At 37.6% G+C, this 16,113-nt stretch carries 17 protein-coding genes; 4 read left to right on the top strand and 13 right to left on the bottom strand.

Annotated elements, in window-relative coordinates:
- Positions 1 to 100 precede the first annotated feature (100 nt).
- From ABZP31_RS15415 to ABZP31_RS15405, 3 genes are all read left to right on the top strand, one after another.
- A complete protein-coding gene (locus ABZP31_RS15415; protein ID WP_034429273.1) occupies positions 101 to 982 on the top strand; it encodes a copper resistance D family protein in 882 nt (293 codons plus the stop codon).
- A gap of 368 nt (positions 983 to 1,350) precedes the next feature.
- The gene (locus tag ABZP31_RS15410) at positions 1,351 to 1,560 is read left to right on the top strand and encodes a hypothetical protein (RefSeq protein ID WP_228273101.1); all 210 of its coding nucleotides are present in this window, start codon (positions 1,351 to 1,353) and stop codon (positions 1,558 to 1,560) included.
- Positions 1,561 to 1,606: 46 nt separating this feature from the next.
- A complete protein-coding gene (locus ABZP31_RS15405) occupies positions 1,607 to 2,311 on the top strand; it encodes an IS6-like element IS1007 family transposase (protein ID WP_001067793.1) in 705 nt (234 codons plus the stop codon).
- 134 nt (positions 2,312 to 2,445) lie between these two features.
- Here the strand turns inward: ABZP31_RS15405 and ABZP31_RS15400 are convergent, their stop codons facing one another.
- Positions 2,446 to 2,775: a four-helix bundle copper-binding protein gene (locus ABZP31_RS15400; protein ID WP_016804323.1), complete on the bottom strand. Its 330-nt coding sequence runs from the start codon at positions 2,773 to 2,775 to the stop codon at positions 2,446 to 2,448.
- A gap of 215 nt (positions 2,776 to 2,990) precedes the next feature.
- Here ABZP31_RS15400 and ABZP31_RS15395 point away from each other — a divergent pair.
- Positions 2,991 to 4,138, top strand: a protein-coding gene (locus tag ABZP31_RS15395; protein ID WP_104425814.1) for an IS3 family transposase whose coding sequence is annotated in 2 segments (ribosomal slippage) — positions 2,991 to 3,237 and positions 3,237 to 4,138 — 1,149 coding nt in all. Because the reading frame shifts where the segments join, the coding sequence is not laid out codon by codon here.
- Between the two features lie 214 nt (positions 4,139 to 4,352).
- Here ABZP31_RS15395 and ABZP31_RS15390 read toward each other — a convergent pair.
- From ABZP31_RS15390 to ABZP31_RS15335, 12 genes are all read right to left on the bottom strand, one after another.
- A complete protein-coding gene (locus tag ABZP31_RS15390) occupies positions 4,353 to 4,586 on the bottom strand; it encodes a transposase (RefSeq protein ID WP_151984898.1) in 234 nt (77 codons plus the stop codon).
- A 10-nt stretch (positions 4,587 to 4,596) separates the two neighbouring features.
- Positions 4,597 to 4,983, bottom strand: a complete 387-nt coding sequence (locus tag ABZP31_RS15385) for a hypothetical protein (RefSeq protein ID WP_151984896.1) — start codon at positions 4,981 to 4,983, stop codon at positions 4,597 to 4,599.
- Between the two features lie 425 nt (positions 4,984 to 5,408).
- Positions 5,409 to 6,698, bottom strand: coding sequence for an LPD7 domain-containing protein (locus tag ABZP31_RS15380; protein ID WP_367156979.1), 1,290 nt, complete (start codon positions 6,696 to 6,698; stop codon positions 5,409 to 5,411).
- Positions 6,699 to 6,708: 10 nt separating this feature from the next.
- Positions 6,709 to 6,990, bottom strand: coding sequence for a hypothetical protein (locus ABZP31_RS15375; RefSeq protein WP_367156977.1), 282 nt, complete (start codon positions 6,988 to 6,990; stop codon positions 6,709 to 6,711).
- 10 nt (positions 6,991 to 7,000) lie between these two features.
- The gene (locus ABZP31_RS15370) at positions 7,001 to 9,655 is read right to left on the bottom strand and encodes a type IV secretory system conjugative DNA transfer family protein (RefSeq protein WP_367156976.1); all 2,655 of its coding nucleotides are present in this window, start codon (positions 9,653 to 9,655) and stop codon (positions 7,001 to 7,003) included.
- Positions 9,652 to 10,764, bottom strand: coding sequence for a P-type DNA transfer ATPase VirB11 (virB11, locus tag ABZP31_RS15365; RefSeq protein WP_367156975.1), 1,113 nt, complete (start codon positions 10,762 to 10,764; stop codon positions 9,652 to 9,654). Before virB11 ends, ABZP31_RS15370 begins: the two co-directional genes overlap by 4 nt.
- Complete coding sequence (virB10, locus tag ABZP31_RS15360) at positions 10,745 to 12,169, bottom strand: type IV secretion system protein VirB10 (protein ID WP_111818455.1); 1,425 nt, start codon at positions 12,167 to 12,169, stop codon at positions 10,745 to 10,747. Before virB10 ends, virB11 begins: the two co-directional genes overlap by 20 nt.
- On the bottom strand, positions 12,169 to 13,062 hold the full coding sequence (locus ABZP31_RS15355) for a TrbG/VirB9 family P-type conjugative transfer protein (protein WP_367156973.1): 894 nt from the start codon (positions 13,060 to 13,062) through the stop codon (positions 12,169 to 12,171). Before ABZP31_RS15355 ends, virB10 begins: the two co-directional genes overlap by 1 nt.
- 11 nt (positions 13,063 to 13,073) lie before the next feature.
- Complete coding sequence (locus tag ABZP31_RS15350) at positions 13,074 to 13,889, bottom strand: virB8 family protein (protein WP_367156972.1); 816 nt, start codon at positions 13,887 to 13,889, stop codon at positions 13,074 to 13,076.
- 162 nt (positions 13,890 to 14,051) lie between these two features.
- Entirely contained in the window at positions 14,052 to 14,753 is a 702-nt protein-coding gene (virB5, locus tag ABZP31_RS15345) for a P-type DNA transfer protein VirB5 (RefSeq protein ID WP_004644764.1), read from the bottom strand.
- 11 nt (positions 14,754 to 14,764) lie between these two features.
- Complete coding sequence (locus ABZP31_RS15340; RefSeq protein ID WP_004644765.1) at positions 14,765 to 15,790, bottom strand: type IV secretion system protein; 1,026 nt, start codon at positions 15,788 to 15,790, stop codon at positions 14,765 to 14,767.
- Positions 15,791 to 15,813: 23 nt separating this feature from the next.
- On the bottom strand, positions 15,814 to 16,113 hold the full coding sequence (locus tag ABZP31_RS15335; RefSeq protein ID WP_015060256.1) for a hypothetical protein: 300 nt from the start codon (positions 16,111 to 16,113) through the stop codon (positions 15,814 to 15,816).

Genomic DNA, 16,113 nt, shown 5'->3' with positions numbered 1-16,113 from the left:
AATATAGTTTCACTATTAAATCAACAAAATAAGAATTAATTACATTACTTTTCAACATGCCAGTGAAGTGCTGGCATGCTGTCCCAGAATGGAAAAAATAATGATTTCTGAATATTGGATGTGGGCAACTTGGTTAACTAAGGTTATTTTATACTTAAGTGTAGCTTTTGTCGTTGGTGGAGCCTTTTGCTATTTTTTACTGAGACAATATCTTGAACTAAAAGAATCGATTCTTAAATATATTACAATTGGTGCCGGATTAGGCCTAATTTCCAGTACCTTAGGTTTTTTTATTCTGATCGGTAGTTTTGCCAATACCGGTATTAAAGGTATGTGGGATCCCACGTATATTAATATACTGCTGAATACCCCGCCAGGGCATATACACATTCTTCGTTGTATTAGTTTCACTCTTTTACTTCTTCTCATGGTGGTGAAACTTAACAGGAAAAAGAGTCAGTTTTCTATAACTGAAAGTTCAATATTTGGTATTTTACTAATCCCGATTATCTTTAGTTTTTCTCAGCTCGGACATGTCGCTAATTTAAGCTTACTTGCTCAAATTTTATTATCAATCCATATCCTAGTTATGTCGCTATGGATTGGGTCTTTATATCCGTTATGGAAAACCAGCCGGGAAATAAGTGGTTTACCTTTAAAAGATCGCATGCATGTATTTGGACGTATTGCTGCTTTCATTGTTGGGATATTAATCGCCTGTGGCGCTAGTGTAGCTCTTCTTTTAATTAAAGATTTTAATACCTTAATCAATACTGCATATGGCTATGGTTTCATGGTTAAAATGTTTTTTGTTATAGGTATTCTACTTTTAGCTGCCTTCAACAAATGGTATTTCACCCCGCGTCTTCAACATCCTAAATTCGCTAAACACCTTAGTCATGCCATTTTATTTGAGATGTTATTAGGTCTATCAATTCTATTAACAACAGGCTATATAACCACTGTCGTGGGTATTGAATAAGAGAATTTCAAAATAAGGGAATTGAGGAAATTTAACATTACTGCATTTATCTTTTGTAGCTGAGCACTTTATAAGTACTTAGTAAATATATAATCAAAAATAGTAATATAATGAATTTTATAACCTATTTTTTGATTATATATCATCTTAAACCTAATAATGGTTTAGTTTATTGATTGTAGTAAGCTTTTAAGCTAACTACAATCTTAGCTTTTAATGACTTGTAAGGTTGTTTAAGATGTATCCCGAAGATGGGGATCAATATATTTAAATAATAAAAGCCAAAGACACTGTAGAAAGTTGGTCTGGGAAAATGGCACTAGGTATAGATTACATCATTGAATCAGTCTAATGTTCATGGAGTGGCAATGAAGGACGAAGAATTAAGAAAACTTTATACAATTGAAGCATTCTTAGATTATGGTGATTTACCCAAAAATTTTCGTGAAGGTTGGTCTCCAAGTTTCAGATTACACTTCGAAGAAGTGGGAATAGGTGAAAATGAAAAAGCTCATGCCTACATCAGCCTAAATGGAAAATTAAAAAAAACTAAGTGTGAATGGCACTGTTGCAAATAGGCTGACATGATAAGCTAAATATCTTATTTATTTCGAGATACAGCAGATGAATCCCTTCCACGGTCGGCACTTTCAAGGTGAAATCATTCTTTGGGCTGTTCGTTGGTATTGTAAATATGGCATCAGCTATCGTGAACTTCAGGAAATGCTCGCTGAACGTGGAGTGAATGTTGATCACACCACAATTTATCGCTGGGTTCAGCGTTATGCTCCAGAAATGGAAAAACGTTTACGTTGGTATTGGCGTAATCCTACAGATCGACATTTATGGCATCTGGATGAAACTTACGTAAAAGTGAATGGCAAATGGGCATATCTATACCGTGCAGTTGACCAACGTGGCCATACTCTTGATTTCTATCTTTCTGCTAGACGAAATACCCATTCAGCTTATTGTTTTCTTGGTAAGATTTTGAATCATGTCAAAAAATGGCAGATTCCACGAGTCATAAACACTGATAAGGCTCATACCTATGGCCGTGCTTTGTCGCGACTAAAACAGGAAGGAAAGTGTCCTGAAGACCTGGACCATCGACAGATTAAATACAAGAATAACGTGATTGAATGTGATCATGGCAAGCTCAAACGGATCATCAAGGCTACGTTGGGATTCAAGTCTATGAAAACGGCTTATGCCACAATTAAAGGAATTGAGGTTATGCGTGCTCTACGCAAAGGACAAGCTTCATTATTTTATAACGGTAATATTCTAGGAGAAGTTTGGCTAGTAAATAGAGTTTTCGGTCTCTAAGCTTTTTTGAAGGGAAAATCATCGACTCAGATCCCTATTTGCAACAGTGCCGTTGTTAGTGGTTTGACCCACTAACAACTAACACGTTGGCTATTCATTGAGTAAATCCTAAACTCAACTAATTCTTTTATTTATCAGACAACCATTTTTCGACATTCGACGGCACATTCACGGCAAGCATCAGCACATTGCTGGCAGTGTTGATGCTCATGTTGGCTACATTCATCTGCACAGTATTCACAAGCCTTGGCACAAAGCTCACAAATTTCTTTCATAAAAGGAGATTCTTTTTGCTGCATACGAGCACAGAGCTGACAAATATCTGCACAATCTAGACAACGCTGAATACATTCTCGCATCATCTCCAGATTTTCTTCTTTTAGACAGGCATTTGCACAACTGGCACAGGTAAGGGAACAGCTCATACATGCCTTTGCGCAATCTGAAAATTGGATATCGTTCATCATACTTACCTAAATTCACTTGATTTAGGAATAAGCTAATCAAAAAAAAAGATATACACTAGGACGATTAGGTAAGGGAAAGTAAAATAGTCATAGATTTTGTTAAATGGTTTTAGGAGAGTGTAAATAAAACTGTGTAAACGCTTAAACTTGAATAGCCACCGATTTTGTAGACACCTTTTAGTTAGATAAAATGGCTAATTAACGAGGTGCTTATGAGCAGTAAACGATACCCTGAAGAATTCAAAATTGAAGCAGTAAAACAAGTCACTGAGAAAGGTCATAGTGTGGCTGAAGTTGCTACACATTTAGGAACCACTACACATAGTCTGTATGCTTGGATCAAACGTTATGATCCACAGCAGCCCAAGACAACAGAATCTAGTGATCCAACTACAGAATTAGCGAAATTAAAAAAAGAGCTGCAAAGGGTCACTGAAGAAAGGGACATATTAAAAAAGGCCGCGGTGTACTTCGCAAGCCAGTCCAAATGAGGTACGCCTTTATTCGGGACAACCAACATATATGGTCTGTTCGTCGTTTATGTTCAACGTTAGATGTTCATCACAGTGGTTATTACGCCTGGTTAAAGAAACCTACCAGTATAACTGCGAGGAAGCGGCAACAGCTTTCAGGATTAATTAAACAGTTCTGGTTGGAATCTGGCGGAGTCTACGGTTATCGCAAGATTCATTGTGATTTGAAAGACGTTGGCGAAAGTTGCGGTATCAATCGAGTACATCGACTCATGAAGGCGAATGGTCTCAAGTCACAGCGTGGCTATCGCAAACCTAGAGCTAATGTTAGTACTCCATCGATTGTGGCTCGAAATACTTTAGACAGACAGTTTAACCCCACCCAGCCCAACCAGTTGTGGGTGACTGACATCACTTATATTCGCACTCATGAAGGATGGCTGTATCTTGCAGTAGTAATCGACCTATTCTCACGGCTAGTCGTTGGCTGGTCTATGAAGTCGAGAATCACAACAGATCTGGTTTTAGATGCTCTACTGATGGCTTTGTGGCGAAGAAGCCCAAAGAACAAAGTCCTGATTCATTCTGATCAAGGTAGCCAATACACCAGTCATGAATGGCAGACATTTCTCAAGCATCACAACCTTGAAAGCAGTATGAGCCGGCGTGGAAACTGCCATGATAATGCTGTTGCTGAGAGCTTCTTTCAGCTGTTAAAGCGAGAGAGGATCAAGAAGAAAATCTATGTGACAAGAACTGAAGCAAGGTCGGATATCTTTGAATATATAGAGATGTTCTATAACTCAAAACGCAGACATGGTTCCAATGGTCAGCGTTCTCCATTAGATTATGAAAAGGCCCATCAAAAGATGGTTATGTGTGTCTAGAATTTTGGTGGCTATTCAGTTTTCACCATTCCAGAATTTTGGAAACTGCTTAAGAATTTTTTTTAGCGTTTGAATTAGAGCTGTATCCATGAATTACTACCGATGCTAAAATTTTATGAATGCAGAATTATATGCGATTCTAATCCCATTCATCTTAGATATTTAACCTATAGATCCTAGTTCTAGATCATGAGTTATACGATTTACTCACTTCTTAAGAAGATTCTTTTAAATTTTTCTCATCTTTTATATGTTCGGTAACTCTTATCATCCAATACATCAAAACAAAAAATGGAATAAGCAGAATTAAAAGATAAAGGATACTAAAATTCAGAAAGTATCTGGCGAAAGATAAGGCTGTCAGTAAGACTAATAATCCACAAATCGTATAGACAATTTTATTGCGTTTACTAACCAACTCGACAATAGAAAGATCCTGATTTTTCATTCTATGATCCTTAGTAACTTGTGCAATACTGCATTTCTCTATAACCATGCAGCATATTCACCAGAATCATTAATTGATTTAGGTACGTGCAAGGTAGCCCTTTTAATTCAGGGAATTTTTCCCACATTAAATATTTATCTTTGTAGAGAAAGGTATTTTTCTTAAATTTTTCTTGGCCTGATAACTCAATTTTCATTTGTTCAAGCTGTTTAAAATTCTCAACCACATCGTCTGGAATTGGCATATTTAGAGCTACGCTCTTACCATTTAACCAATATTGAATTGGTCGGACGTTAATAGATTCATTGAATCCTATAGCTTTGAAATAATCGCGTATCGCTTCAGGGTTGTAAAATCCCAATGATTCAACTAGCAGTTTAAAATCTGCATTTGTCATTCTTTACCGTCCTTAATCAGATTAAATTTGATTATATAGTCCACAGGTGGACAATACAAGCAATATCCCAAGTTTAACCTTCTATTGGTTTTAGTAGATTATGGACTGCCAATATTATTGTCTGGTCCATAATCTCTAAAACGTCTAATCCCGATGCTTGGATAAATGCTGCAAGCTGCAGCGTTTATCCAGGCATCTATATTACCTATCTAATCTAGATCCATAGCAGATATATCAGAGCAAAGTGTCTACTTTGCGAACTGACGCAATCAGTTAAATTTTCCTTTCCCTGATTACCGTTGTTTTCAAGTGAGCTTTAAAAAGCTGTGCTTTTTAAATGGCGACCGCAGAAAATAAACTGCTCCTATTTGATCTAGTAGCGGGATATAAAAAAACACCCTTAATGGGTGTTTTCGTGGCCAAGATTATCGGGATATATCTCTATTTTTATTTCTCTCTTGAGTTTTAACTTGTGGCTGCTGTACTGGCTGTTGTTTTGGAGCATTGGCATCATAAGCCGTTAATTTTGGCTTATGAAATTTCTGATTTTGAATGTCGGCATTATGTTGAATCTGAAGCTTAGTTTTATCATTTTTGGTTAAAGCTTTTTCAGTTGTTTCTTTCAATTTACTCAAGCTTTGAGCTTCCCACTTCCCTTTATTTGCCAATGTTTGAACTCTTGCACCTGTTGGCAGTCCAGTTTTAGGATCAATTTCTTTAGTATTCACTTCGACTTTGTTAGACCCTTTATAGGACAGGACAATATCATCATTCTTAATGATATTTTGCTCTTTTAAAGTACGTTCCAGATCCTTCGCCCAGATTGTATTTTTTTCACCTTTACTATTTTCAATAGTGGCGTAGTAGCTACTGTTATTCTTAGGATCATGCTCATAAGGTGCTGCACCATGATCTACTAATTTTCCAACGTGCATTTTTTTCTGATTAAGCTGTTCAACCGCAACGTCTATACTGGCTGTGCGCTGCTTTTCTGTGAAGCCGTCAGCTTTCATTTTTTTATCAAAAACTGTCAGTAAAGCTTTTTCCTGTTCTGACAGGTTATTAATTTTTTCCTTCCGTTCCTGTGTTGGATCTACTTTATCCTTCTCATTTAAAGGCTTCTCTTTCTGGCGTTCATTACCCTTTTCAATAGTATTGGGAATTACCTCTTTACCTTGTTCTTTTTTCATGTCATTGAGCAAGGCTAGGTCAATATCACGAGGTTCATAACCCTTTACTGTCATGCCCTTCATTGAAGCTTCAAGCCATACATTCCGTTTAAATTCTTCAGAGCCTTTAACCTGTATTGTTTCCCATTTTTTAGCTTTTGCTACCTCCACCATTGAAGCAGCAATATGTTTATCATCAATTGTGGTTTTTAAAGCTTTTCCAGAATCTTCAAAAGCTACTTTTTCAGGATTACCTTTAAAGTGATATTTGTCATCTACCACATAATATTTATTGAGCAATGCTTTAGGTATGCCTTCTTCACTAGGTTCTTTACTGTCATCAGCTTTTAGCTTTTTGGTATCAGTTACTTTAGTTTCTTCAGGATCTTGATTAATACCTTTTGTGCTTTTTGAAATATCTATATTTTCAGCTTTTTCAATCGAATTGACTTCAGCTTGATTTGTTTCTAACGTCTGGCCAAGTTTGGTATAGCCGGTTTGTTCTTTATTAAAACTAGGTTTATCGACCTTGTTTGCTTCAGTCATGATCAAGTCCTTATTGATTAGAAATATTTTGGCGACGTGCTGCTTCGTCAATAATCATTTTGGTTTGAATATATTTGTCTGTTAGAAGTGCAATTTGTCTTTCAGTTTCAGTGCTTAAATCTTTATTTTTCTGATATACAACTATGCTTTGCATATAGTTTTTTACAGTGTCAGGCTGATTAACTGCTTTAGATGAAAAGCCATTAGGACTGGTCACGGCTTTATTTGAAGTACAGCCCACAACTGAAAAAGATAGGGCGAGGCTGATTAATGTAAGAGAGATTTTTTTCATGATAGTTTCCTTATTTAGAATTAACTTGGTCTGAAAACGCCTGATAAACGTCATCAATATCTGAATTTTCTATAGATCCCTTTTGACCTTTATTGACTGCATTTAGGTTGTCTTGTTGATCTTCATCAACTGCAAATTCAGATTCAGCACAATTAAAAACCGTATCAACAATTTGTTTGGCTTCGTCATGACTAAATTTAGTGACACCAAGTACAAATAGGCTGTCCTCTAGGTTTTCCAATTCTGCAATCATGGTTAGAGGATCTGATTCATCTGCTGAAACAAGGTTTTCCATTTGTTCTGGTTCATCTACTGCAACCAGATTTTCCATTTCTGCAATCATGGCCAGAAGATCTGGTTCATCTACTGCAACAAGGTTTTCTATTTGTTCTGGTTCATCTACTGCAACCAGATTTTCCATTTCTGCAATCATGGCCAGAGGATCTGGTTCATCTACTGCAACAAGGTTTTCTATTTGTTCTGGTTCATCTACTGCAACCAGATTTTCCATTTCTGCAATCATGGCCAGAGGATCTGGTTCATCTACTGCAACAAGGTTTTCTATTTCGTCATGACTAAATTCAGTGTCATCAATTGCAATAAGGTTTTCCGTTTGTTCTGGTTCGTCTACTGCAACTAGGTTTTCTATTGGATTTTCATCACTAGCTTCCACCTGGCTAAAGAAGTCATCGACAATATTTTGCGCTTCAGTATCTTCTTCCCATTCAACAGCCCCAAAGAATTGATCGACCACTTGTAGACATTCTTCAGGTTGTGGATTTTCTGGATCTTCAAAAACTGTTTTATCTAACTTAAATTCAGGGATAACTAAGCTAGAAATATCTATTTGTTCAGCCTGTTCTACTGTAGTAATTTCAGTTATACGTTTTTCAATTTTTGCCTTATGCAGCTTTACGTCTAAATCAGGAATAGGAATTGAAAGTTCCAGATCCTCAAAGGCAATTTTTTCTAATTGCTTGTGAGTTGGAAAACCCTTAATTGCTTTCATGCTAGGAGAAACGGACTTTAGGCGATCCACAAAAGCACTGTCATTAAAATACTTAGCCTTTTCACACATGATAGGTTTTGTATTTTCCATAAAGATAATTTCTTTATCTTGCGACAATTCTTTTAACTCTTGAGGGAGCATTAAAGCTCGTCTTTGATCTGATTCATTTTCTGAATTTGAGCCACCTTGACCCCATGCCATAGAACGGCTTTGGCCTTTAGATTTTGCTTTGAAAGTGAAATAGCCAAGCATTTCACTATATTCATTGGCATCACGTTGTTCTCTAGGCGGATAAACGATTTGCAAGGCATGGTTAGTCACAAGCCCCCTAGTTTGGGTTTTATAAACGTCCTCTAGCTGGCCAATAGATTGAATAATTGTTAATAAGCGAATGTTATAACCCGCGATAAACGAGTTAGCATCTGCAATTTTCGCTACTTTACCAACAGCCGTTGCTTCATCATTCACGACTAAGCACTGATATTTCAAAGATGAATCTTGTTGTGGCAGTGTTTTTAGATTCACATCAATTAAGAGTGAATAGAACAAATTGATTAAGTTCTTAGCATCCCCTAAACGGTTTGGTTGAACACCAAAATAGATAGACATTCTTTGTCTGCGTACATCTTCAAGTTTAAAGTCACTTGATGAAGTTGCAGCGTCTACAATCGGGTTCGCAAAAATCGTTAAAGGTGAGGTAAAAGTAGAAATGATGTTACCGAGCGTATTGTCTGGTGAACTTAAAAAACGGTTTAAAGCATCAAGGCAAGTATCACTAAGCGGTTTATCACTTTGCGCTCTTTCATCAATAATAGATCTAATATGATCCTGAATTGGCTTACCTTTACCCGAACTCTGTCTTAAAACCTCGCCCATAGTTACAGGCAGATCTTCAGTTTCAAATAGATATAGGGCTAGGCCAAGAAATAAGTTATTAGCATTGTCATTCCAAAAATCGGTTTTAGCATCACCAGTCACAGGGTAGAAGCTTCGACCAATAGCAAGAATTTCACCTACTCTAAAATTTTCGTCATGACTAACGGTATCAAATGGATTCCATTTGTGAGATTTTAGATCTTCAGAAAATGGGCTGAATAGATAAACTTTCTGGCCATTCTTAGCACGAAATTTAGAAGTTAATAGGAAGTTTTCAAGCTTCAAATCCAGTACAACTACACTATCCGAATAGTTTAGAAGGTTAGGAATAACAATCGCTACACCTTTACCGCTTCGTGTCGGAGCAGCCAGAAGTACAAATTGCTGACCGCCAAGCAGTAAATATTTATTATGATATTTCCCTACTAAAATTCCCTTATTTCCCATCAATCCAGATTTCTGAATTTCTTTTGTTGTGGCAAATCTGGCATCACCGTGTAACGACTGTTTTTTATTAAACAGACTAGCAATGACTAAAGCAGGGAGAACAAAAGTGATAAATAGTGCAGCGATCAAGGCACCTTGCAGCTTTTTCTTTTGTGCAGGTACATTGTGTGCATATAAATCCCAATAATACCCCCACGTTGTCAGATTCACTTCAGGAAATGGATTGGTCTTATTAGCTAAGTAATAAAGAATACCGGCCAGATATTTAGTAATAAAGAAACCAACGACCGCTAGAAAAATTGCAAGGAGTAGGATCAGGATTTTTTTATTCACGCCCTATCCCCTACAATAATTTCAGCATCACCAAATTGAGCCTTAACTTTAGAAACAGGATCAAATTTGATTTCAGAAATAAAGCGTTCTTTACCTATTAAATTACTTTCATCATCGTATTTTTTCTTCACTTCAACATGAATAATAATATCAATGGTTAAAGCAACTAATTCCTTTAGTGTAGTGGCATCGTAGATATTTGCTTGTTCATGTTCTTTGCACATAAAGACGTAGCGATCATAAGCCAGTGAACAGCTTTCAGCGTGATAACTTGTAATAGATCCACTGTGGCCAGTTGTAAGCAGTTTCAGAAAGTCAAAAGCTTCTCCACCACGTAATTCAGCAAGTAATACACGGTCTGGCTTCATACGCATATTACTAGCGATCAGATCAGATGGCGTTACCTTAGCTTTACCTTGACCACCTTTAGAATAAAGTAGGTGAACCTTGTTTTCATGTGGAACAAAAAGTTCACGTACATCTTCAATAGTGACAAGACGTTCATCTTCAGGAATGTACTGACAAATTGCCTTCATGAAAGTGGTTTTACCCGAACCAGTATCACCAACAACTGCAATATTTTTCTTACATTGAACAGCGAATTTAAAAAATCCTTCAAGATCTTTGTTTTTTAAAAACTGGACTAGCTTAATATCTTCAGTACGTAATACAGGTTTAAATTGCTCAAACTCTTTAGATTTCCCATATCTGAAGTGGTCAAAAAAGCCTTGATCTTTATATTCCTGAAATGATCGGTTTGACTCGTCAGGAATACGGATTGTCATTGATACCGTTCCATTTTCAATGGCGGGCGGTAGAACAATCTGAATACGCTCTCCATCAGGTAATTGAGCAGATAATATAGGGTTTTCTTGGCCAATCCGTTGATTGGTATAGGTAGCAATAACATTAGCTAAAGCTGTTATTTGCGCCATTTCCAGATTTATAGAATGCTTTTCCCATCCTTTATTAGATTCCGTCCAAACTTCGTTAGGTGCGTTAATTGCAATTTCAGTCACCCCTTTAGTTTTTAAGAATTTTTCTAATGGAAGTAATAGCTGTCTAACCATTACATCCTTGCTTAAAACATTATTTTGCGCGGAGTTCATACACACCTCTGAAATCAATATCTTTGGCCACGTAAATTGAAGCTACATCACCCTGATTTTTATAAATTGTTGGCTTGATATTGATTGTTTCATTCAACACTGTTTCAGCCATTGATTTACCCATGTCTGAAGTATTTTGAAGCATATAAGGAGTGCTATTGTTCCCGCCTGTTTCTTTAGAAATACCGTAAGCAATAGCGTCTTGAACTAAAGAAAGCATAAACGCTGCACCGATACGTGCGCCCCAACGGTTATCTACTCGACCACTTAAACCACCTGTTCCTAAATGGTCTGCTGCGGGAGAATCAATATCGACAATAACACCATGCGGAGTTTTTAAGCGTGACCAGATGATACCTAAACGTCTTTGACCTTGTGCTGCAATACTTTTGTATTCTCCAATGACTTCAGATCCCGCTTCAGCAAGGACTACACGACCATTATCAGAATAAACAGGTTGTGGAAGGACACATGAAGCCATACCGCCAATTTCTGAAACGACTTTAACTGACAGGTTGCAACGGATTACACGACCTTTAGCAATTAAGTAATTTCGATCCCCAATAAACCTAGCCTGGACTTTATTAGAGGAATGACTAACCATGTTAGTTGTAGCTTGTTGTGGCTGATGCTGCTGCATAGGTTCATCATCATCATGCGCTAAAGACATCAAACCAGATCCAGAGAAATTACCAGAACGGCTATTACTATTCTGATCCTGTTCAAACTGTTTCATCATGCCTGTTACTTGGTTATAAGCTGCTTGATGATTCATGCTTGACGGCTGGCCAACCGCCCCGCCTTGTTGTGAAGAATTAACAAAGATCCCGCCACCGTAACGGCTTCCATTATTTAAAGGTACATATTGAGCTTGTTGTTGTGGCTGTGGCTGAATTACTACAGGTTGTTGATTTGCTGCTTGCTGTTCAACTACTGGCGCAGCTTCAGGCTGTCTTAAAATCTGCTGACCATTTTGGCATTGAAAAACCAACATGCCGTTATAAGTTACAGCATTGCCGTTATTGTCTGTTAGCTGTCTAGGAATACTTTGATCCTGACAGGCATCTAGGCTTTGAAATTGAGCATTTTGACCCGCATCCATTGGCATAGGATCAGTATTAGTAAAATCCCTTCTTTTAGTTGAAGCATCTAGGCTTGGATCTATCTGATTTTCTTTTAATTGAGCTGCTTCTTCAGCATCACTACTATCTGAAAAGAAGTTATAGGCAAAGACCGCTATAACAGTAAAAAGTACCGCCATAACTGCAATAAACGCTATTTTTTTACCTTTTCCATCTTCCTGATCCCCACGTTCATTGACAGACACAATGCCATTTTCTGATTCGTTAAATTCTTCATCAGGAGCTTGTTGATCATCTAATGGTTTTTGATCATTAATATTCATTAGTTCATATCCCCAGTAATGACACGTTTAACACCCTCTACAGTAGTGCCATCTTGAGGAGCAACACCGATAGGATCATAAGATTCATTGAAAATGCTCACTACGCCCTTTCCTTGACGTAAAACAAATTTTTTAGCTAGAGCTTCAACAATTAAAAGTTTTGGATCTTCTTTACTGATATGGAAATTAACTTTTTCTTCCCCTTCCGTACCTTCAATAAATACGACTGGAATATCAGTATTTCCTTTAAATCGCATATAGGTAAAACGACCGTCATCAAATAGCATTTCAGGAACAAAATGCTTCCCTTTGCTGTTTGCAGCTTGACGATAATTCCAGTTTTTAGGGATAGGCGCAGCATTGGCTAAACGATGCTGTAAAACCAAAAATTCAGTAAGTTGGCTTTCTTCTTTTAATTGTGCTGCATAAGCGTTATAGCGTTGAGCTTCTTCCTGCTTCCGTTTTTCTTCTTCTTCTTGTGGGTATTTAAAGACAACACGATACATCGGTTTTTCTTTGGCATTATTTAGAACTTGAAAATCAAAACTATAATCACGCTTATTAGTGCGTAACTCTAAGTTATTCCGAGTAGCCTTATCCTTTGGCTTCACCCATACTAAATTTGATCCAGTATCTGCAAAAATACACCAATTGGTGTCATCCTTTTCACAGTCTGAAGGGTATCCAGTAGCAGCACCACGCTCTAAAATTCTTTCACCTTCACCTAATACAATGCGGGTTACAGTGCCTTTTTTGACAGTAATTCGATAAACATCATTAGGAACATAATTGATTGTTCTAATACGTGAATCGGTAGGCAAAGCTTTAGGCGTAATTGCTGCATAAGAGATCCCATGCACCGCCAAACCCAAAGCAAGAATTAATTTTTTCATGTAATGATCCTTTACATTCCTTGTTGAGCTTGTGGCTGAACAGCAGCCCCGCCTTGTTGAATCGGAACATAGACTTGCTGACTAGGTTCAACAACCGCAGCTTGCGCTACAGGTCTGTTAGGAGATAGTTCAGGATCGACACGATAGCCCACGACCTTAAAGCCGAATGGATTTTTAATTAGATCTTTTTCTACCAGTTTATTTAGATTGTTCGGAGCATATTCATATCGAATACTTGCAATATAATATTGTGGATGTTCATCACGATTAGCTTCGACTGAATGCAAAGTCTTAGTGAAGCGGACACTAGCAGTAAAACCTGTTTCATCCTGATTAGTCTGGACAGAAATCACATCAACTTTTAATTCATATTTTTTGCCGTATTTTTTATCTCTTGCACTATCACCTTCATAGAGTGAAGCAAAGTCATTACCGACCTGATTACTACTCATAGTCATGACTAAATCATAATCTGGCTGTAATAACGGATAGAAATAACTCTCACGGGCGGTTACATAACGAGTAATGTTATTTTTATCAATTAATTCTTGTTTGCCTTTTACTTGCTGATCATCAACAACACCCACGTATTCAACATTTCCTTGAGCTTTATCTACTGTGAAAACAACAGGTACAGTCTGGCGCATTGGAGCTAATGTCACTAATCCAATGGCTTCTAAGACGGCCACGCCCACCGCTACTTTTGCAATAGTCCAAGCTTTACGTTCTGACTTAGCCCGCATCGCAATAAGATCTGCTTCCCAATCCATAGCTTTTTCATAGCTTTTAGCTTCTTCAGCAGCAGATACTTTTTTAAGTTTTTTCATGATAGACCCGATAGACCCTATTAGAGTTATTTCTCTAAGTATGACAAAAAATATAAAAATCGTAAACCAAAATAATGTATTTTGGTTTTATAAATTCAATGTTTTCTGAAAAATTGCAAAAAAAATACCCATTTCAAAAGAAATGGGCTTTTTTTTAAAAGTTTAGTTACCAGAGTAGCCGTCAAGAATGTTGCCTTTTTGGGCAGCACGTTTTAATCGGCCTTCAATTTCAAGCTGTTGTGCTGCATCTTTTTGAGCTTGCGCTTGCGCCTGCATCAAAGCAATTCGGTTTGCATCATTAGCAACTTGTGACTGTTCCGCTTGAATCCTAGCCTGTAACTCAGCGATAGCTTTAGCATCAGTAGTGTTATTGATCTGTTTACGCAGATTATCAATCTGTTCAGTACGCAGATCCGCAACGCCTAACGCTTGCTGATTTAAAGCCTGTGTTTGTGCATTGTTATTTAATGCAGCTTGACAGGCTTTATAGTTCTGGCCAGTTCTTGAAGCACAGTCATAAACCATTGTGGCATCACGAATGTTTCTAGCTGCTGAAGTCATACCATTGACACCGCCTTGTTGGATGCCTTTATAGATGTCAGCAACATCACTTGGAATCACGTCTTTAAGATATGGATTATTGACAGCATCACCGAAACCACGAATACCAGTAATGGAATCGTATTGCTGTTTTGCCTGTTGGATCTGGTTCACCATCTGATTGTATTGCTCACCCCAAGCCACCATATTTTGAACAGCTTGAACAAGGTTAGCACCGTCAATGACAGGAATACCTGTAGCATTTGCTTGACCACTAATAAACAAAGATGAACCTAAACCCAAAGCTAACAATTGTTTTTTCATTAGAAAAATTCCTATTTGTTTCTTTTGAGGTTAGAGAGAGTGTGTCGTTGATATAACGGCTTAGATCCTCCTGTATTCGAGCTATTGGAATTATTAGAGCTGCTAGAATTCCCTTGAACACTTCCCCCAGTGGTAGGAGTAGCTGAAGCACTGTCAGATTTTGAATTATTACCGCCACGACCTTTAGTAATTGCTTGAGCTACAGCACGACCGACACCTTGAACACCCGCCCCACCTGTTATGGCTGAAGCCATCGTTGGAATGTTCCACATGATCACGACAATAGTTCCCGCAACAATACAGAGGGAAACTACAGAAGTAAGAATGTCACCCGCATCAAAGTTATTAGCGATTTGCGTACACATGCCTGAAACGAAAGCAAAGAGCATACTGATAATTGCTGTGATAAAGCCTATGGTGAAAACATAGCTCAATGTTTGAGAAAGCCAACTTTCAAAATATTTTTGTGTAGCAGGGAACATTGCACACAGAATGAATATGGGACCAACGCCTAAACAAAGTTGCAGACTGATTTTTGCCAGTAAATATAGGCCAGTACCAATGAAGAACAATAGGAATTGAGCGACAGAAACAACAGCAGCAGATAAATACAAGCCAATATCAGGGAAAACGCCAGAAGCTGATTCAGCTTCTTCACCTAATTTTTGGATTAAATCACCCCACGGAACGCTCACTTGATCCAGTAAAGCACCTAACGAAGATTCACCACCTGGACTAACAATCTGAATTAAACCTATGGCTAGTCCGTTAATAGCTTCAACAACAAAGGATTGATAGACTCCCGCACTTAAAGCAATTCCACCAACAAAAGCGATCTTAAAAAACTTCCATAAAGCGGTATAAATAGAATCTTCTTGTGCGCCAGTCGCAATATTGTAGCCAATGATCAGGATATAAATTGTTGCAGCAGTCAAAGCTATAGGAACAATTGCAGAAGCGATATTACTACTAACACCTGTCACGTAACTTGCTAATAGAGAATCAATTTTTGTTTCTAATGTAGTAATAATTGCCATTGCAATCCCCTATGAATCCTTAATTATTTTGAATCTGGGTTATATCCATCGAGGATATTTCCCGATCCTTTTTTAGTTTCTGGTTTTACTGCTTTTTGCGGTGCAGAAGGATCATATTCATCAAGAATATTGCCCTTTTGGGATGCTCTAGCCTTGCGCTGCTTCAGTTCTTCTTGCTGTTCAGCAGTTAAGTCTTGAGGTTTTAATTGTTGTGCAGCCTTCACTTCTTCTTTTAACTGCTTAACCTGTTCCTTATCATCAGAACATGCAGTTGTTAAAGTAGAAATAACCAACAAACTAGATAGTGCTAAAAACTTAGTCAT

The sequence above is a fragment of the Acinetobacter sp. FL genome, assembly GCF_040744925.1.
GTDB lineage: Bacteria > Pseudomonadota > Gammaproteobacteria > Pseudomonadales > Moraxellaceae > Acinetobacter > Acinetobacter radioresistens.
This window is presented reverse-complemented; position numbering and strand designations above follow the sequence as displayed.